Here is an 18,366-nt window from a genome sequence, read left to right on the forward strand (position 1 = left end):
ACGAGCAGAAGCAGCACATGAACTCCCCCACCCCCACCAGCGGCTCACGTCCATTGTTGATCGTGGACGACGATGCCACTTTCGTGCGCGTTCTTACCCGGGCCTTGACCTCGCGCGGCTTTGAAGTGATTACCGCCGCCAACGCCGATGAAGCACGCACGCTTTCGCAACGCCATCAACCTCGCCATTGCGTACTGGACCTCAAGCTCGGCGAGGAAAACGGCTTGCGCCTGATTCCCGAACTGCGCGAGCTGGTGCCCGATGTGCGCATCCTGCTGCTTACCGGTTACGCCTCCATCGCCACCGCCGTCGAAGCGATCAAGCGCGGCGCCCACGACTATCTGGCCAAACCGGTCGATGCCGATGCGGTCGTCCGAGCCTTGCTCGAAGGCGAAACGGTGCAACAAAGCGAGGATGAGGTGATCGACGCACCGGAAGCCCCGCTCGCCCTGCGCCGGCTGGAATGGGAACACATCCAGCGCGTGCTCACCGAGTGCGACGGCAATATCTCCGAAACCGCACGTCGCCTAGGCATGCACCGCCGCACGCTGCAGCGCAAGCTGAGCAAGCATCCGGTACGCGAGCGGCCGAACCAGGGCAGTTGAATAGCCATAGCCGCGCTATTGCGCACGTAGGCTGGATGGTAATCCCAGCATCGAAATGCCGCGTGGAAAGCTGGGATTATCATCCCAGCCTACGCGCAGTTGAGTTCACTTGGTCGAAGAGGGTGCTGCCGGCGCCGGCTGATGATTCGACGGATCCGGCTCATCATCGTAGATCGCCACGTGCGGCACGCCGTCCGCACCGATCCAGCCCCGGTACATGCCATCGGTATTGAATGGCATCGCGATGTTGCCGTCCGTATCCAGGGCGATGGCGCCGCCACTGCCGCCCATGGCAGGGATCTGCTGATTGATCACTTCGGCGGCGGCGCGCTGCACCGGCTCGCCCAGCATCGACACCTTCATGCAGATCTCATGCGCGGCGACGGTGCGCACGTAGAACTCGCCCCAGCCCGTGCCCGAGACGGCGCAGCGGGCGTTCGCGTAGGTGCCGGCACCGATGATGGGGGAATCACCCACGCGGCCCCAACGTTTGTCATTCATGCCACCGGTGGACGTACCGGCAGCGAGGTGTCCGGCGCTATCGAGCGCGACTGCACCGACGGTTCCAAAGTGCTTCGCGGGGCCATGATCGTCGTGCGGCTTTTTTTCGCTGTCTTCCTTCAACGCCTTCTGCCATTGCCGCCAGCGTTCTTCGGTGCGGAAATAAGCGGTGTCAACCAAGGTGATGCCCTGCTCCCTGGCAAACGCTTCGGCGCCCTCGCCGATCAGCATGACGTGCGGCGAGTGCTCCATCACCGCCCGCGCCAACAGGATCGGGTTCTTCACGTGCTGCACGCCCGCCACCGACCCTGCGCGCAAGCTTTCTCCTTCCATCACGGCGGCATCCATCTCGGTCTTGCCATCGTGCGTGAATACTGAGCCCCTGCCCGCGTTGAAATGGGCATCGTCTTCGAGCACGGTGATGGCTGCCGCCACGGCGTCGATCGCCGGCTTGCCGGCCTTGAGTTGCGCGTAGCCATCTTGCAGTGCTTTGGTCATCGCCGCGCGCACCGCCTTGTCCTTGGCCGGATCGATATCGCGCTTGATCACGCCGGCCCCGCCATGAATGACCAGCACCGGCGAAACGGCATGGCTCACACCAGCGACTCCCAGGACGATGAGCGCAACCAGCAGGCAACGAAGCATTCCACCGCTCTCCTGCCAACAGTAGGACGAGTATACCCAGCCGCGGTCGATGCTCGCGTCAACACGCTGTGCGCCCTTTTCCGAATACCCCTTACGGCTTGGTCGGAAGGCTCTGCGACCTTCGTACAGCACGCCCCGTCATCGATCCGTCGTATCCTTAGGAGCTGTCCCCCGCAACAAAGGCATCCTCATGGAAAAGGTCTACGCAAGTGCGACGAAGGCTCTGGACGGTTTGCTGTTCGACGGCATGACCATCGCCGCCGGCGGCTTCGGCTTGTGCGGCATTCCAGAAAACCTGATCGGAGCCCTGCTCGCCGCCGGCACCAAGGGCTTGACCATCGTCGGCAACAATGCCGGCGTGGACGATTTCGGCATGGGCCCGCTGCTGAAGACGCGCCAGGTCAAGCGCGTGTATGCCTCCTACGTGGGCGAGAACAAGGAATTCGAGCGCCAGGTGCTGGCCGGCGAACTGGAACTGCATCTGGTGCCGCAAGGCACGCTGGCTGAGAAGCTGCGCGCGGGGGGCGCGGGCATCCCGGGGTTCTACACGCGTACGGCATTCGGCACCAAGCTGGCCGAGGGCAAGGAAACCAAGCGCTTCGGTGACAAGGAATACGTGCTCGAAGAAGCCATTCACGCCGACGTTTCGATCGTAAAGGCCTGGAAGGGCGACCGGCTCGGCAACCTGGTGTTCCGCAAGACCGCGCGCAACTTCAACCCCATGATCGCCACCTGCGGCAAGGTTTGCGTGGCCGAGGTGGAAGAGCTGGTGGAAGTGGGCGAGCTCGATCCCAACCAGATCCATGTTCCGGGCATCTACGTAGACCGCATCGTCCAGGGCGGTAACTACGAGAAGCGCATCGAGTTCCGCACCCTGGCCGGCGCCAACACCGGCAAGGAAAGCCCGATCCGCATGGCGATGGCGCAACGAGCGGCGAAGGAATTGCGCGACGGCTTCTACGTGAATCTGGGCATCGGCATTCCCACCCTGGTGGCGAACTTCATTCCGCCGGGCATGGACGTGACGCTGCAATCGGAGAACGGCCTGCTCGGCATCGGCCCGTTCCCGGACGAAGCCCACGTGGATCCGGATCTGATCAATGCCGGCAAGCAGACCATCACCGCCCTGCCCGGTTCGAGCTATTTCTCCAGCGCCGAATCGTTTGCGATGATCCGCGGCGGGCACATCGATCTGTCGATCCTCGGCGGGCTGGAAGTGTCCTGCAACGGCGACCTGGCCAACTGGATGGTGCCGGGCAAGATGGTGAAGGGACCTGGCGGCGCGATGGACCTAGTCAGCGGCGTGAAGCGCGTGGTGGTGCTGATGGAGCACACCGCGAAAGACGGTTCGCCAAAGATCAAGGCCGAGTGCGATCTGCCCTTGACCGGCAAGCAGGTGGTAGACCTGATCATCACCGACCTTTGCGTGTTCGAAGTGGCGAAAGGCAAGGGGCTGACGCTGGTCGAACTGCAGCCGGGGGTGACGGTGGAAGACGTGAAGGCGAAGACAGGGTGTTCGTTCGAAGTGAGCGCATCGCTCAGCTGACGCGCCTTTGCACGAACTTGCCGCGTAGGCTGGGATGGCAATCCCAGCCCACGGCAACGAGGTGGCCTACGCCGAAACCGGCACCGGTTTCGGAAACCGGATCTCGGCCACGTAGCGATTGCCGCCTTGCACATGCAGGCTCAGCGGCCACGCAAAGCGCTCGCTGATACGTTGCGCGATGGCATATTCGAAACCGCGCTGCCCCGGCGCTGGTGGATGGTCCTGTTCACCACCCGCCGTGGCGCTGACGCTCACCAAGCCGGGCAATACCGTGACCTGCACGATACCTTGCCCAGTGTACTGGCTCGCATGGCGAATCAATTGCCAGCACAACACGGCGAACACGCGCGGCGAGCCGTGCAGGGCGAATTTCGCCGGCTCTTCCAGACGCAGTTCGATCGGATGACCGTGCAACATCTCGCGCGCGTTGGCGAGTTCGTCGCGCAGCACGTCGTTCACCACGAATTCCTGCTCGCTCTGTCCGTTGTCGGCCTCACGCGCCAGGATCAGCAAGGCCTCCACCAGCGACTCCATTTCGCGCGTGGCGCGCCGGATGCGCTGCACGCTGCGTTTGCCGAATTCGCTCATGCCCGCCTCGTCCGACAACATGTCGGTGGACATCTTGATCACGGTGAGCGGGCTGCGCAGCTCGTGGCTGGCGTCGCGGGTAAAATTGCGTTCGCGTTCGTTGTAGCCGGCGATCCGGCTGGCGAAGTTGTGGAAGCCGCGCGCCAGCGTGGCGATGTCGCTATCGGTCTGACGCAGGCGATCGGACTGCAAGGCGTCCAGGTCGGTCTGGCCCTCCTTCCAGTTGCCCACCCACCGCGCCAGCACACTGACCTGTCGCCAGATCCGCTCGGTGGCCAGCCAGGTGAGCCCACTGACGATGACGATCAGCAATATCACCGCGAAAGCCGGCGCCACGTTGTAATAGCCCATCAGGCACACCACGACGACGGCCATCAGCTGCATGCCGAAAATCAGCAGCAGGCGGCGTTGAAAACCGCCGCGCGCGTGTTCCGCGCGCGGCACTTGGGCACCCGTGGTGGTCATGTAGGCTTTGGGCGGTTACGCGATGTGGCTGGCGGGAGTGGTCTCGGCCTCCAGGTCGGCAAGACGGTAGCCGGCCGAATGGATGGTGTGCAGCAAGGGGCGATCGAACGGCTTGTCGATCACCCGACGCAGGTTGTACAGATGCGAGCGCAAGGTGTCCGAATCAGGCAGGGTATCACCCCAGATCTCCCGCTCGATGTCGCGCCGGCTTACCACGCGGGGCGATTCGCGCATCAGGATCGCCAGCAGCTTCAGCCCAATCGGAGAGACCGTCAGCTCCTGCCCGGCACGAGTAAGCCGCAAGGTGGCCGTATCCAGGGTCATGTCGCCCACCGTCAGCACTTCGCTGGATACCTGGCGGCGGTCACGGCGGATCAGGGCCCGCAGGCGCGCCTCCAATTCCCGCACCTCAAAGGGTTTCACTAGGTAGTCGTCCGCACCGGCCTCCAGGCCGACCAGCTTGTCCTCCAAGGTGTCCCGCGCCGTCAGCATCAGCACCGGGGTGGACTTCTTGGCGTCGCCGCGCAGCTTGCGACAGACGTCAAGGCCATCGATGCCCGGCAGCATCAGGTCCAGCACCACCACGTCGTAGCTATTGGATACCGCCAGATGCAGTCCGCTCACACCATCTTGAGCAAAATCAACGGAGTAGCCGCGCCGTTCGAGGAACTCCCCGACCATTTCAGCGATCTGACGGTTGTCTTCTACCAGCAGGATCAGCCCTGCATGCTCGTCACGTGAACTCATGTTTCGCCTCGTCATCCAGGGTGGTCTTCACATTTGTGAAGGCTAATCCTCCAGGGGGTAAGGGCGACGTGAATTTAAGCGGATGAAAACGTGGTGATGGGCTCGCTCGCTAGAACAGCGGCTGAAGTTTTGGCCAAACGTTGTCCAAAACGTGCGGCTCGCCGGCTGCCACCGGGTGCAAGCCATCTTCCTGCATCAGGGCCGGATTCAGAGCCACCCCTTCCAGCAGGAACGGCAGCAGCGCTGTGTGCTTCTCACGGGCAAGGTCCGCATACACGGCACGCAGACCATCGCGATACTGCGGTCCGTAGTTCACCGGCAATTCGATGCCCAGCAGCAGTACCTTGGCGCCGGCGCGCTGGGCCGCATCGACCATGGCGGTCAGGTTGCCACACAAGCCGGCCAGCGGCAGGCCTCGCAGCCCGTCATTGGCACCAAGCTCGACCACCACGATGCGCGGGTGGTGCTGCGTCAGCAGCGCCGGCAAGCGATTGCGCCCGCCAACCGAGGTTTCACCGCTGATGCTGGCATTGATCACCGTCCAGCCCGGCTCCATCTGTTTGAGACGTACTTCCAGCAGATGCACCCAGCCTGCCTCTGCGGGAATGTTGTGTGCGGCGGACAGCGAGTCGCCAAGCACGAGCACGGTTTTCGCAGGTGCCGTCGGCGTGGATGCCGCCTGCACTGCAGCGCTGCCGCAAACCAGCAGCAGCAACAAACATAGGAAACGACGCATGAGTGGTGGTTCTCGTCCGGTGGTTGAAGCTCAGGTGCTGGAAGTGCGCGATGTTAGCAAGTCGGTGAACGGTCCCGAGGGAAGGCTGGACATCCTCAGCAATGTCGCCATGCAGGTAAGCGCGGGCGAGAGTTTCGCCATCGTGGGTGCCTCCGGCTCCGGTAAAACCACCCTGCTCGGCCTGCTCGCCGGCCTGGATACGCCCACGCGCGGCAGCATCCACCTCGATGGCCACGCACTGGAGCGGCTCGACGAGGAAGCCCGCGCGGACCTGCGCCGGCGCCTGGTGGGCTTCGTGTTCCAGTCGTTCCACTTGCTGCCGGCACTCACCGCCGAGCAGAACGTGATGCTCCCGCTGGAGCTGGAAGGCCACGCCGATGCGCGGGAAAAAGCGCGCGAAGCGCTGGATGCGGTCGAACTCGGTTCGCGCCGCAAGCACTATCCGGCGCAACTTTCCGGTGGCGAACAGCAACGCGTCGCGATCGCACGCGCCTTCGTGCACGGCCCGCGCGTATTGTTCGCGGATGAGCCCACCGGGAATCTGGACCGACGTACCGGGCGACACGTATGCGACCTGCTGTTCGCGCTCAATCGCGATCATCACACCACCCTGGTCCTGGTCACGCACGATCTGCAACTGGCTGAACGCTGCATGCGACGTGCGGAACTGCAAGAAGGCCGGCTGGAGCCGCTGACATGAAAATGCTGCTGCTTGCCTTGCGCAGCCTGCGCCGCGAATGGCATCTGCCGGAGTTGCGCACGCTCGCTGCATCCCTGGTGCTGGCCGTGGTGGCGCTGGGCGTGGTGGCGACGCTCAGCACGCGCATGGAGCGCGGGGTACTCGCCAGTGCGGCGGAGTTGATCGGCGGCGATCTGGGCCTATCGGCACCGCAACCCATTCCAGGCAAATTTGCGGTGGCGGGTCGGCAACGCGATTTGTCGATCACGCGCACGGCAAGTTTTCCCAGCGTTGCGTTCGCCGGACAACGGAGTCAATTGCTGGACGTGCTTGCTGCCGATACCGCATATCCGTTGCGTGGCACCTTGCTGGTAGCGGACGCACAGGGTCGGCGAGCGCCTAATCACGGGCCAACGGCCGGAAATGTATTCCTCGATCATCGCGCGCTGGTCGGGCTGAACCGGCGCGTGGGCGACAGCGTGCAGGTCGGCGGGCGCGATCTGCGCATCGCCGGCGAGCTGATCCAGCAACCGGATGGCGGCGAGCTGGTGGCCATGGCACCCCGTGCCCTGATGAGCATCAACGACGCCCAGCAAGCCGGATTGCTGGGCGTCGACAGTCGTGCACGGCATAGCTTGCTGCTGGCAGGCGAACCTGCCGCCGTGCAGCGCTGGCGCGCGTGGGCGCAATCGACGGTATTGCCGCAGGGCGGCGAACTCATCACGCCGGAGCAGACCCAGGAACGCATGCGCAGCGCGTTCGATCGCGCCGGTGCGTTTCTGCGCCTCACTGCGTTGCTGTCTGCGCTGCTATCCGGCGTCGCGATCGCGCTGGCCTCGCAGCGTTATGCGCGCCGCAAGACGAACGAAGTGTCACTGCTGCGTGCGCTCGGCACTTCTCGTGGCCGCGTCTTTACTTTGTTGGTGGGCACGATGGGTGGCCTGGCGCTACCTGCAGCTCTGCTGGGCATAGTGCTGGCGCTGGTGCTGGCGCAAGCCGCCTGGATGTTCGCCAGCCAATTGTTCTCGGGCGTGCCGACGGAGCTGCCGATCCTGCCCGCCTTGGCTGCCGCTGGCATGGGCATCGCCGTGCTGGTCGGCTTTGCCCTGCCTCCGTTGGTACGCTTGGCGGATATACCGCCGGTAGCGGTTTTTCGCTCGAGCGTGGCTCGACGCATCCGCCGCTTCGACGCGCTGTACCTGATCCCCGCCGTGGTGGCGCTGGCGCTGATCTGGAATCTCAGCGGCTCGGCCAAGCTGGCCGGCATTCTCGCCGCCAGCCTGCTTGGCGTCGCCGTGGTCGCCGCGTTGCTGGCGGCCTTGCTGCTGTGGATTGCGCGGGGTATTGCGCCGGGCGGTCATCCGGCACTGCGGCTGGGCATGGCCGCGCTGGCGCGTCGCCGTGGCCTGAGCATCGTGCAAGCTACGGCGTTGAGCATGGGCCTCACCGCCTTGCTGCTGCTGGCCGTGGTGGCGCCGGCATTGCTGGATGGTTGGCGCAAGGAACTGCCCGGCGATACGCCGAACTGGTTCGTGCTCAACCTGCAAGACGACCAGCGCGACGATTTCGACAAGGCATTGGCGCGCATCGGCGCCAACCAGCTCAACATGATGCCGCTGGCGGTCGGCAAGCTTGCCGCCATCAACGGGAGGCCGATCGATACCTTGAAGTTCCAGGACGAACGCGCGAAGGAATGGAGCGATCGCCAGCTGCGCCTGTCGTGGTCGGACGACTTGCCGCCCGCCAACAAGGTGATCGCCGGCCACTGGTTCGATCCTCACCCGGCGCAAGCGGAGGTCTCGGTGGATACGATGTGGCGCGACATGTACGCGCTGAAACTCGGCGACAGCATGCGTTTCGATGTGGGCGAAGGCCAGGTTGAGGCGAAGATCACCAGCTTCCGCCACGTGGATTGGAGTTCATTTCGCGTGAACTTCTTCCTGCTGCTCGATCCCACGCATGCCAGCACACTGCCGCATACCTGGCTGGCCAGCTTTTATCTCCCGCGTGGCAACGCCGAGGCGCTGGCGGCGCTGTCGCGTGACTATCCGAACTTGAGCCTGGTCGATGTGGACGCACTGCTCGACCGGGTGCGCGAGATTGTCCAGCGCGTGACCGGCGCAGTTCGCTGGGTGCTGGGCTTCAGCCTGCTGGCTGGCGCCTTGGTGCTTGCGGCGGCGTTGGCGACGAGCGGACAGGAACGGCGCCACGAAGCTGCACTGTTGCGCACCCTGGGTGCACGGCGCGGGCTGCTGCGCGTTGCCGCGGCGTGCGAGTTCGCCCTGCTCGGCCTGATCGCGGGCGTCACCGCTGCGTTGGGTTCCATGCTGGGCGGATGGTGGCTGGGGCGCAGCGTATTCCACATCAAGGACTTCATGCCGCAGCCGCTGCCACTGACGCTGGCAGCTTTGGCCGCAGCCTTCGTGGTCATGCTGCTAGGCCTGGCCGGTACGCGGAAGGTGACTCATACGCCGCCCATGCGCTTGCTGCGGGCGGAGTGATGTGTCTGCTGCTCCTTCTCCCCACAGGGGAGAGGGCGCGGCCATGCGATACGATGCATGTCCCTCCCTGACCAGGACCGCCCATGTACACCCTGTACTACTCCCCCGCCACGGCAAGCATGGTCGTGCATCTGGCGCTGCTCGAAATCGGCGTGCCCTACCAGCTCAAATTGGTGGATATCGAAAAGCAGGAACAATTCGACGACGAGTACTTGAAGCTCAATCCGGGCGGCAAAGTACCTACGCTGATCATCGATGGTCGCGCGGTGTACGAATCGGGTGCGCTGCTGATCATCCTGGCCGAGCGTCATCCGGAAGCCAAGCTGATTCCGCCGTCGGGCACACCGGAACGCGAACAGTGGTTGCAGTGGACGGTTTTCCTCAGCAACGCGCTGATGTCCACCTACCGGTTCTGGTTTTATCCGCAAGAACTGGGACATCAGGAATCGCCACCGGAAATCCGCACCGCCATACAGCACAAGATCGAAGGCCTGTGGGAGCGGATCGAGGCGCATCTTTCCGCGCACGGGCCGTATCTGCTCGGCAAGGAATTTTCCGGCGTCGATCTGCTGCTGACCATGCTGATGCGGTGGTCACGCAATATGCCGCGTCCCGCCACCGAGTGGCCCGCGCTGAAACGGCAAGCGGATATGGTGCGCGCGCGGCCGAGCTGGAAGAAGCTGTATGAATTGGAAAGCTTGAAGGAGTGGTGAGCATCTGCCCCTGCTCCTGGCAGCGGAGTGGTTCCTCGCGACAGTACAAATTCCTTCGACCGCAAGGATGATTGCCATCCAAACCTCCGCCACCCAAACCTGGTGCGACCGCCTCAAGCACGAGTTCCTGCTGCTGCTCTTCACCGCGCTTACCGTGGTGCTCGCCTGCATCGATCCACAACCGTGGTCTCGTCATCAGGTCTGGCTGCAGTTGCCTACCCTGTGCGGCCTGCTGGGACTGATGATCTCCATCCAGGGCATTCGCGACAGCGGCCTGGTGCAGCGCGTGGCCGGCTTGCTGGTCGCGCGCATGCATTCTCTGCGAGGCGTCGGCCTGTTACTGGTGAGCATGACCGCCGTGCTGTCGATGGTGCTCACCAATGACGTAAGCCTGTTCCTGATGGTGCCGTTGACGCTCGCCATCGGTGGCATGTCCAATCTGCCGATCCTGCGCATGGCCGTGCTGGAGGCGCTGGCGGTGAATGCTGGATCGACGCTCAGCCCGATCGGCAATCCGCAGAACCTGCTGATCTGGCAGCATGCGGCAATGCCGTTCTTTCGATTCGTAGCCGGCCTGTTTCCCACGGCTGCGGTGATGTTCGTGCTGGTGGCAACGCTCACCTGGTGCTGGATGCCGAAGGAGCGCGTTGAACTGCAAGCGGAAAAGTTCGATGGCCATCGCATTTCGGCACCGATGGCAATGTTTTCCGTCCTTGCGCTCGCCTTGATGGTGGCGATGATGGAAAGCGGCCACGCACCGCTTGGCGCCTTGCTGCTGGTGATTCCGTTCGCGCTGTGGTCCTGGCCCACGCTGAAACATGTCGACTGGCTGCTGATGGCGACCTTTGCCGCGATCTTTCTCGGGCTGGGCCACTTCGCCGCGCTGCCCGTCGTGGATCACGTGCTTGGGAAAATCGATTTCAAGCAACCACTAACACTGTATCTAGGTGGCATCGTCAGTTCGCAGCTGATCAGCAACGTGCCAGCCACGGTATTGCTGCTGGATCGCGCACCGGATGCGATCGCTCTGGCCATCGCGGTGAACGTGGGCGGTTTTGGCGTGGCGATCGGCTCGCTAGCCAACCTGATCGCCCTGCGCCTGGCAAAACAGCCGCATGGAATGCGGCTGTTTCATCAAGTGTCGCTGCCCTTCCTGCTGCTATGTGCGATGCTGGTATATGGCTTGACGCGGCTGCTGGCCTGAAACTCCATTCAGTCGTCGTCGTGCGGAACGCTCACCTTGCCGCCGATCCCGCTTTGGGTCACGTCGCCGCTACCTTTGGCGCGTACGGTCAAATTGCCACGTACTTCCCGCACTACCAGATCGCCGGAACCGATAGTGTCCACGGTCACGCTGCCGCCCACGTTTTCCAGCGTCACGTCGCCAGACCCGACGCTGCCGATCTGTACGTCCTTGTGCACCGAACGTGCCTTGAGGTCACCCGAGCCAACCGAACCGACCCTGAGGCTGCCCACATCGGAAATCTCCACGTCGCCCGAGCCCGCCGTGGCGTAGACCTCGCCGCTGATGCGATCGACATGCAGGTCGCCCGAGCCGGTCTGCGCGTTCAACTGCGCCAAGCCTGAGACATAAGCGTCACCGGAGCCGGTGTTGACGCTGACCGGCATGTTCGCGGGAAGCTTCAGCTGTACGTCCAGATACGCATAGGAAATACCAAACAGGCTGGCGCTGAGGCCGTGGCCGTCCACATCGACGATGAGCTGATCGCCCTCGCGATGTGAAGTCACCTGCAGCGTATCCAAGGCCGATTGCGACGAGGCACAGGCGCGACCGGTGAGTTCCAGCGCATTGGCATTGCCGTCGCCCATAAGGTGCATGTCGTGACTGTGCAATTCGACTTGCACGCCGCGTATGCCGGCAAGGTCTTCGTGCAGGTTGCGGGAGGCGCTGTAGCGACAATCGGCGGCGGTGGCGGCCAGCGGCAGCAGGGCGAGTAAAGCGAGCAGTTGGCGCATACGAAATCTCCTGTGTGTTCGAATGCTTTGGATGCAGTTAGTGATAAAAAGGTTGAAAACCACCCAGCGCGTAGGCTGGGATGACAATCCCAGCTTTCCACACGGCATCCGGATGCTGGGATTGCCATCCCAGCCTACGCGCTACGTTCTTCTGCCTTGGCTCGCCGCCATAGCGCTTCCTGCTCCACCAGGCCCTGCGTAGCCAGCGGCGCCCCCTCCGTAGCCGCCAGTTGCTCCATGCGCCGGAAGCGCCGCTCGAACTTGGCATTGGCATGCTTCAAGGCCCGCACGAAATCCACCTGGGCATGGCGCGCCAGGTTCACGGCCACGAACAGCACGTCGCCAATCTCGTCTTCCAGCCGGGCCGGATCGGCACCAGCGTCGAATTCGGCCGCGACTTCAGCCAGTTCCTCGTGCAGCTTGTCGATCACCGGCCGATGGTCGGGCCAGTCGAAGCCGACTGTGGCGGCACGCTGCTGCAGCTTCAGTGCGCGCTGCCACTCCGGCTGCCCGCGCGAGACACCGGCCAGCGTGCTGTCGTCGGGTGCGGTGCCTTTGGCCACGCGCTCGGCGCTCTTGATCTCTTCCCAGGCACGCTTCTGCTCTTCCACATCCGCATAGCTGACGTCTCCGAACACATGCGGATGCCGGCGCAGCATCTTTTCGCTGATCGCGTGCGCCACGTCGTTGAAATCAAACAAGCCCTGTTCTTGCGCCATCTGCGAGTGGAACACCACTTGCAGTAGCAGATCACCCAGTTCGTCGCGCAGGTCGTGCCAGTCCTTGCGGTCGATGGCGTCAGCAACTTCGTAGGCTTCTTCGACGGTGTAGGCCGCGATGCTGCTGAAATCCTGTTGCAAATCCCAGGGGCAACCCTGCTCGGGATCGCGCAGGCGCGCCATGATGGCAAGCAAGTCGGCCAGGCTGTGGCGCGTGGCCGTGCTCATGGCAATTCCGCTTCGCGCAGTCGCGCGGGCCAGTCGATGCCGGCGTCGCCCACGGCCAGGAATTCCGGATTGATCAGCGATTCGCCGCGGTTGTAGTGCAACGGCTTGCCGGTCAGATCGAGCACTGCACCACCGGCCTCTTCCAGCACGCATTGCGCGGCGGCGGTATCCCATTCGCTGGTGGGACCGCGGCGCAGGTAGACGTCAGCTGAGCCGCGCGCGATCAGGCAGAACTTCAGCGAAGAACCCAGCGCGTGCAACTGGTATTCCTCGCCAAGCAAACGGCGCAGTGTCAATTCCGACGCGCCGCCATGCGAACGGCTGCCGGCTGCCACTGGTGGGTTGGCCAGAGCGCGCGTGGAAATGCGCTCCCACTCGCCATCAGGCCGAACCTGCCACCATGCGCCATGTCCGCGCGCGGCGGCGAAGAGTTCTTCGGTAACCGGCGCCAGCACCACGCCCAGCACCGGCCTGCCGTTCTCGACCAGCGCGATGTTGACAGTGAATTCACCGTTGCGCTTGACGAATTCACGCGTTCCGTCGAGCGGGTCAACCAGCCAGTAGCGCGACCATGCGCGGCGCTCTTGCCACGGTAACTGGCTCGCCTCCTCCGACACCATGGGCAGCAACGGCTCTAGCTGCGCCAGGCCCGCGGCAATGACCTTTTGCGCGGCCAGGTCGGCCGCTGTGAGTGGCGAGCAGTCGGCCTTGATCTCTACGTCGAAGTCTTGGCGATAAACGTCCATGATGGCTTCGCCGGCCCGGCGTGCCAGCCGGCCGACTTCGAGCAGCAGGGAATGATCGGGCATGGTGCTCACGTGCGTTGGAAGCGTCCGGCGAGGTATTCGCGCGCCAGGAACAGCGCCGCGATGGAACGGCCTTCGGTGACATCGTCCCGCGCGACCAGGGTATGCAGATCGGAAAGTTTCCAGGGCACCACTTCGAGCGGCTCGGGCTCGTCGCCCTCAAGGCGCTCGGGGTAGAGATCCTGCGCCAGCACCACATGCGCCATATGCGTCATGTACGCCGGCGATAGCGAAAGGCTATGCAGAATCTTCAACTTGCGCGCGCCGTAGCCGACTTCTTCCTTCAGCTCGCGGTCGGCGCCCTGCTCCACCGTTTCGTCCTGGTCCAGCCGGCCTTTGGGCAGGCCCAGTTCGTAGCGGTCCAAGCCTACGCCATACTCGCGCACCAGCAGTACGGTTTCATCGTCCAGCATCGGCACGATGATGACCGCGCCCAGGCCGTGGCCCTTGAGTCGTTCGTAGGTGCGGTGTTCGCCATTGGAAAATTCCAGGTCCACCTGTTCCGCGTGCAGGAAACGGCTGGTGTCCAGGTCGCGCGTCGCGTGGATGATGGGATAGCGAGGTGGCATGGGCGGGATTGTAACCGGCTTTCGTTACCGCTCCTCAGGATTCAAGGGCGAGTCGCGCGAGCGCTTGCGCATGAAGCGCTGGCGTACCGGCCAGTACGCTGCGCGTATCGAGGTTCAACGGCTTGCCCTCAAGATCGGTGAACACCCCACCGGCCTCGCGTACGATCACCGCCAATGCCGCGACATCCAGGATGTTTACGTCCGACTCGATCACCAGGTCCAGGCTACCGCGCGCCAGCAGGTGGTAATGGCAGAAATCGCCATAGCCACGGATGCGGTTGCTGTCGCGGATCATGGCTCCCAGTGCTTGCCAGCGTGCGTCGCCGGTGAGCGTCTTGACGTTGCCGATGGAGAGGGATGCCTGCGCCATTTCCGCGGTGGGCGCCACGTGCATGCGCTCGCCATTGAACCAGGTACCGCCGCCGCTGCTCGCCCACATCGTTTCGCCGTACACCGGCGCGCTCGATACGCCCAGCACCAGTTCGCCCCGCTGCATAAGCGCGATTTGCGTGGAGAAAAATGGCGTCCGGCGCACGAAGCTCTTGGTGCCATCGAGCGGATCGACCAGCCAGAGCAAATCGCTGCCGCTGTTGTCCAGGCCGAACTCCTCGCCGTAGATCGCCGCACCCGGTAAGGCCTGGGCCAGAATGCGGCGGATGGCCTGCTCGGCCTCGCGGTCGGCGACCGTCACCGGCGTGGCATCGGATTTGAGCTCCACCTCCACGCCACGGCGCCAGTAATGGCGAATCACTTCGGCAGCCGCATCGGCTGCTTCTCGCGCGGCTTTCAGCGCCACCTCCCATCGCTGCTCGTTCATCGCTTGATCGCAGGGTTCCATTGGGCCAAACCGCCACGATAGCGGAGTTCGAGCGTGCCGTCCGCCTTCGGCGTGCCCAAGCTGCGCAGCCAGCTCAATGTGGCCGGATCATCGTTGCGCGGGACAAGCCGCAGTTGCAGGTCCCAGCCAAGCGGGCTGAGAGCCAGCCGTCCAGCCGTCTGCACCGCACCGCTGCCGTCATCGCTGAGGGTTCCCTGCAGCGCCCCGGATTGGCCGGTGACCGCCAGCATCACCGTTCCCAGCGGGATATCGCCTTGTGCGGTATGGACGGCGGCCTGCGACCAAGTGCCGGTGGCATCCAGCTGTACCGGCCAGACGCTGCGCAGTTGCGCTTGCGGCGCCTGCAGGTCGAACTGTCCTCGCGGCTGCCCCCGCAACCACGGTTGCATGCCGAGCATCGCCATATCCATGTGCAGCGTGACATCGCGCAAATCCCATTGCGCGGAAGAAACACGACGCACGCGGCCCTGCAACTGCAACTGCGGCTGGCGCAGATCCACGCTCGCTTGAAGGTCGCCCAGCAAGGCGCGGCGAGAAAGAACCCAGGCAAGGCTGCCCAGCGGAGGGCCATCTGCTATCGAAACCTGCTGCGCACGGCCTTCCCACAATATTCCCGTGACGCCTTCCATCCGCACGCCACGCCATTGCGTTTGCAACAGCGGCAAGGCCCAGCTCGCGGGGATGAACCAGACTAGCGCCCCAAGGGCAAGTACGACTATGACCAGGATTGAAAACCAACGCTTCATCAATGTTCCTGCTGCACGCTACAACTTCTGCACGCCGCCGGCCCCTTCCATACGTCAGACAAGGGTTGAACGGCGGCATGACCACCTCGATCATAGCCGGATGATTGATGAGTCCCACGCGAATGCCGAACTTGCCCGGCGCGACCTGCGCCATATCTGGCACCCTTGCACCCAGATGCACGATCACCGGCATGTCCCCATGGTGCCGATCGTGCGGGGCGAAGGCGCCTGGCTGATCGATGCGGGTGGGCGACGCTACCTGGACGGCATCAGTTCCTGGTGGACCAACCTCTTCGGTCACGCCAATCCCCGCATTGCCGCGGCGCTGGCCGAACAGGCGCAGACCCTCGAACATGTGATTTTTGCCGGCTTCACGCATCCGGTAGCGATCGAATTGGCCGAACGGCTGGTGGCGCTCACCCCGCCAGGCCTGGAGAAGGTCTTTTTTGCCGACAACGGCTCGGCCGCCATCGAAGTAGCGCTGAAGATGAGCTTCCACTACTGGCTCAACCAGGGCCACGGCGAGAGGACGCGTTTCATCGCGCTCACTGGCAGCTACCATGGCGAAACGCTTGGCGCGTTGTCCGTGAGCGATGTGGCGCTGTATCGCAAGACTTATGCGCCTTTGCTGCTCACCCCCATACTGGCGCCTTCACCCGATGCGTATGCAGGCGAGCCTGGTGAATTGCCCGATCACGTCGCCACGCGCCGCCTGGAAGCAATGCGCGCGTTGCTGGAACGCCACTCGCATGAAACCTGCGCAGTAATCGTGGAGCCGCTGGTGCAATGTGCAGGCGGCATGCGCATGCATCACCCTGCTTACCTGAGCGGTTTGCGCGCGCTTTGCGATCAATACGACGTGCACTTGATCGCCGATGAAATCGCCGTGGGCTTCGGCCGCACAGGTACTCTGTTCGCCTGCGAGCAGGCCCATATCGCGCCGGACTTCATGTGCCTGTCCAAGGGATTGACCGGTGGCACCTTGCCGCTCTCGGCGGTATTGACGACGCAGCAGGTGTATGACGCGTTCTATGCCGAATACAACGCCGGCAAGGCATTCCTGCACTCGCACAGTTACACCGGCAATCCGCTTGCCTGCCGGGCAGCGCTGGAAACCTTGAACATTTTTCGCGATGAACCGGTGCTGGAGCGCAATCGCGCACTGGCTGCACATCTAGCAGCGCGACTTGCGCCGCTGCGCGACCATCCGAACGTAGCCGACGTGCGGCAATCCGGAATGATCGCTGCGCTGGAACTGGTGGCCGAAAAAGCGACCCGGCGTGCGTTTCCCTCCGAGGAACGACGCGGGCTACGCGTTTTCTTGCATGGACTGGAACGCGGCGCATTGTTGCGGCCACTGGGCAACGTGATCTATTTCATGCCGCCTTATGTGGTGAGCGAAGGCGAGATCGACCATCTGGTTGACGTGGCGATCGAGGGAATCACCCACGCCGTAGCGTAGGCCAGGGTGAGCGCCCAAGGGACCCTAGCCTACGCGTGCGCCAGGCTCAATGACCGCCGCCGCCCTGTACTGTCACAGCCGGATCCAGCCGCTCCAAGGCCGGCCCAAGCCTCGTTTCGCCGGTGTTGTCGATATCCTGCTTGGAATAGGAACGGCCCGCGACCGGCAGGCATTCGCCCGGTTTGGGCTTGATCAGACTGCCGGTGTCACGGATACACCCGCGATCGCCCGGTTTGAGCGGCGAGCGCGACACGGTCTTGGACGATGAGGACGTGTGCTGATCTGATGGAGTCTCGCTCTGGGGAGCGGCGAACGCCGCCGCCGTACCAAGCGCCAGCACTGCACAAACAAGCAACCTGAACATGGCAAACCTCCTTGCTCGCTGGGGGGAGAAAACGAGCCTCGTAGGTGAGACCATGCTGATCCCAGGCAAGGTCCACCGCAAGGGTCGACCGCAAGTCGTTCATTCAGATGGCTGAACCGTAGGGAGGTCAGGCGGTATGCTGCATGGCCCGCTATCGATCGAAAGCTTATGCGAACCACCCGCATTCACATTGACTACCCGCTGACACTTGCCGCCGAATTGCTGCTGCCTGCGCAGGCCGCCGAGCATGTGGCGCGCGTACTGCGCATGGACGTGGGCGACGCGCTGACAGTCTTCAACGGCGATGGCTTTGACTACGCCGCCACCCTGGTCAGGGTCAGCAAGCGCGAGGTCATCGTTCGCATCGACGCCTGCGAGGAAATTGCGAACGAATCTGCGCTTCGATTGACCCTGGCACAAGCGGTTGCGCGGGGTGAAAAGATGGATCTGATCGTGCAGAAGGCCACCGAACTTGGCGTAGCCCGCATCGTGCCGCTGTTTACCGAGCGTTCCGAAGTAAAACTGGATGCCGCGCGCGCGGAAAAGCGCTGGCAGCATTGGCGCGCTGTAGCAGCCAGCGCTTGCGAACAGAGCGGGCGCGGGCACATTCCAGAAATCATGCCTGCGCAGGTGCTGCAGACCTGGCTGGAAGACTTGCACGGTGACGGTTCGCAACGTCTGGCCTTGCTGCCTGAAGGCACGCTGCGGGCGCGCGAAGTGCGTTTTGGCGATGCCGGGGGATTGCTGGTGGTTGGACCGGAAGGCGGGCTGGGGGAGCGCGATGTTGCGGCGTTACGCGAAGCGGGCTTTCAGGGCCTGCGGCTGGGACCGCGGATTTTGCGCACGGAAACGGCTGGACTGGCTGCGCTGGCTGCGTTGCAGGCACTACACGGAGATTTGTAGGCGGGGATGGCAATCCCAGCAATACGCT

The 18,366-nt window shown here is 63.6% G+C and carries 19 protein-coding genes; 8 read left to right on the plus strand and 11 right to left on the minus strand.

The annotated features are described in order from the left end of the window. The first annotated feature begins 17 nt into the window (after positions 1–17). A complete protein-coding gene (locus tag QQJ96_RS16635) occupies positions 18–605 on the plus strand; it encodes a response regulator transcription factor (protein WP_284333140.1) in 588 nt (195 codons plus the stop codon). A 105-nt stretch (positions 606–710) separates the two neighbouring features. On the opposite strand, the gene QQJ96_RS16640 is transcribed toward QQJ96_RS16635, so the two are convergent. Then, positions 711–1,751, minus strand: coding sequence for an isoaspartyl peptidase/L-asparaginase family protein (locus QQJ96_RS16640; protein ID WP_284333141.1), 1,041 nt, complete (start codon positions 1,749–1,751; stop codon positions 711–713). A gap of 190 nt (positions 1,752–1,941) precedes the next feature. On the opposite strand from QQJ96_RS16640, the gene QQJ96_RS16645 reads away from it, so the two are divergent. Further along, a complete protein-coding gene (locus QQJ96_RS16645) occupies positions 1,942–3,297 on the plus strand; it encodes a 3-oxoacid CoA-transferase subunit B (RefSeq protein ID WP_284333142.1) in 1,356 nt (451 codons plus the stop codon). A 66-nt stretch (positions 3,298–3,363) separates the two neighbouring features. Here the strand turns inward: QQJ96_RS16645 and QQJ96_RS16650 are convergent, their stop codons facing one another. From QQJ96_RS16650 to QQJ96_RS16660, 3 genes are all read right to left on the minus strand, one after another. Next, on the minus strand, positions 3,364–4,350 hold the full coding sequence (locus QQJ96_RS16650) for a sensor histidine kinase (RefSeq protein WP_284333143.1): 987 nt from the start codon (positions 4,348–4,350) through the stop codon (positions 3,364–3,366). Between the two features lie 15 nt (positions 4,351–4,365). After that, on the minus strand, positions 4,366–5,097 hold the full coding sequence (locus QQJ96_RS16655) for a response regulator transcription factor (protein ID WP_115493699.1): 732 nt from the start codon (positions 5,095–5,097) through the stop codon (positions 4,366–4,368). A gap of 109 nt (positions 5,098–5,206) precedes the next feature. Then, positions 5,207–5,833 (minus strand): arylesterase, encoded by a 627-nt coding sequence (locus QQJ96_RS16660; protein WP_284333144.1) that lies wholly within the window; start codon positions 5,831–5,833, stop codon positions 5,207–5,209. Here QQJ96_RS16660 and QQJ96_RS16665 point away from each other — a divergent pair. The 4 genes from QQJ96_RS16665 to QQJ96_RS16680 all read left to right on the plus strand — a co-directional run bounded on the left by QQJ96_RS16665 (position 5,832) and on the right by QQJ96_RS16680 (position 10,930). Further along, positions 5,832–6,533, plus strand: coding sequence for an ABC transporter ATP-binding protein (locus QQJ96_RS16665; RefSeq protein ID WP_284333145.1), 702 nt, complete (start codon positions 5,832–5,834; stop codon positions 6,531–6,533). The two genes, QQJ96_RS16660 and QQJ96_RS16665, sit on opposite strands and share 2 nt — an antisense overlap. Further along, a complete protein-coding gene (locus tag QQJ96_RS16670; RefSeq protein ID WP_284333146.1) occupies positions 6,530–9,013 on the plus strand; it encodes an ABC transporter permease in 2,484 nt (827 codons plus the stop codon). The genes QQJ96_RS16665 and QQJ96_RS16670 overlap by 4 nt, the downstream gene beginning before the upstream one ends. A gap of 83 nt (positions 9,014–9,096) precedes the next feature. Next, positions 9,097–9,726 carry a glutathione S-transferase family protein gene (locus QQJ96_RS16675; protein WP_284333147.1) on the plus strand — a complete coding sequence of 210 codons (630 nt, stop codon included), beginning with the start codon at positions 9,097–9,099 and terminating at the stop codon, positions 9,724–9,726. 67 nt (positions 9,727–9,793) lie between these two features. Then, positions 9,794–10,930: an SLC13 family permease gene (locus QQJ96_RS16680; RefSeq protein ID WP_284333148.1), complete on the plus strand. Its 1,137-nt coding sequence runs from the start codon at positions 9,794–9,796 to the stop codon at positions 10,928–10,930. Between the two features lie 8 nt (positions 10,931–10,938). Here the strand turns inward: QQJ96_RS16680 and QQJ96_RS16685 are convergent, their stop codons facing one another. The 6 genes from QQJ96_RS16685 to gspN all read right to left on the minus strand — a co-directional run bounded on the left by QQJ96_RS16685 (position 10,939) and on the right by gspN (position 15,609). Further along, entirely contained in the window at positions 10,939–11,703 is a 765-nt protein-coding gene (locus QQJ96_RS16685) for a DUF4097 family beta strand repeat-containing protein (protein ID WP_284333149.1), read from the minus strand. Between the two features lie 134 nt (positions 11,704–11,837). Continuing rightward, positions 11,838–12,650, minus strand: a complete 813-nt coding sequence (gene mazG / locus QQJ96_RS16690; protein WP_284333150.1) for a nucleoside triphosphate pyrophosphohydrolase — start codon at positions 12,648–12,650, stop codon at positions 11,838–11,840. Beyond that, positions 12,647–13,459, minus strand: coding sequence for a 3'(2'),5'-bisphosphate nucleotidase CysQ (gene cysQ, locus QQJ96_RS16695; protein WP_284333151.1), 813 nt, complete (start codon positions 13,457–13,459; stop codon positions 12,647–12,649). The genes mazG and cysQ overlap by 4 nt, the downstream gene beginning before the upstream one ends. Before the next feature lie 5 nt (positions 13,460–13,464). Then, positions 13,465–14,025, minus strand: a complete 561-nt coding sequence (gene nudE / locus QQJ96_RS16700; protein ID WP_284333152.1) for an ADP compounds hydrolase NudE — start codon at positions 14,023–14,025, stop codon at positions 13,465–13,467. A 34-nt stretch (positions 14,026–14,059) separates the two neighbouring features. Then, positions 14,060–14,842, minus strand: a complete 783-nt coding sequence (locus QQJ96_RS16705; protein WP_284333153.1) for an inositol monophosphatase family protein — start codon at positions 14,840–14,842, stop codon at positions 14,060–14,062. After that, positions 14,839–15,609: a type II secretion system protein N gene (gene gspN, locus QQJ96_RS16710; RefSeq protein ID WP_284333154.1), complete on the minus strand. Its 771-nt coding sequence runs from the start codon at positions 15,607–15,609 to the stop codon at positions 14,839–14,841. The genes QQJ96_RS16705 and gspN overlap by 4 nt, the downstream gene beginning before the upstream one ends. A gap of 100 nt (positions 15,610–15,709) precedes the next feature. Here gspN and QQJ96_RS16715 point away from each other — a divergent pair, with 100 nt between their 5' ends. Further along, positions 15,710–17,071 carry an adenosylmethionine--8-amino-7-oxononanoate transaminase gene (locus QQJ96_RS16715; RefSeq protein ID WP_284333155.1) on the plus strand — a complete coding sequence of 454 codons (1,362 nt, stop codon included), beginning with the start codon at positions 15,710–15,712 and terminating at the stop codon, positions 17,069–17,071. Positions 17,072–17,117: 46 nt separating this feature from the next. Here QQJ96_RS16715 and QQJ96_RS16720 read toward each other — a convergent pair whose 3' ends face one another. Further along, complete coding sequence (locus tag QQJ96_RS16720) at positions 17,118–17,435, minus strand: hypothetical protein (RefSeq protein ID WP_284333156.1); 318 nt, start codon at positions 17,433–17,435, stop codon at positions 17,118–17,120. A 168-nt stretch (positions 17,436–17,603) separates the two neighbouring features. Between QQJ96_RS16720 and QQJ96_RS16725 the strand changes: the two genes are divergently transcribed. Beyond that, complete coding sequence (locus QQJ96_RS16725) at positions 17,604–18,338, plus strand: 16S rRNA (uracil(1498)-N(3))-methyltransferase (RefSeq protein WP_284333157.1); 735 nt, start codon at positions 17,604–17,606, stop codon at positions 18,336–18,338. Positions 18,339–18,366 lie beyond the last annotated feature (28 nt).

Source organism: Dyella flagellata (assembly GCF_030160275.1).
Classification (GTDB): Bacteria; Pseudomonadota; Gammaproteobacteria; order Xanthomonadales; family Rhodanobacteraceae; genus Dyella_B; species Dyella_B flagellata.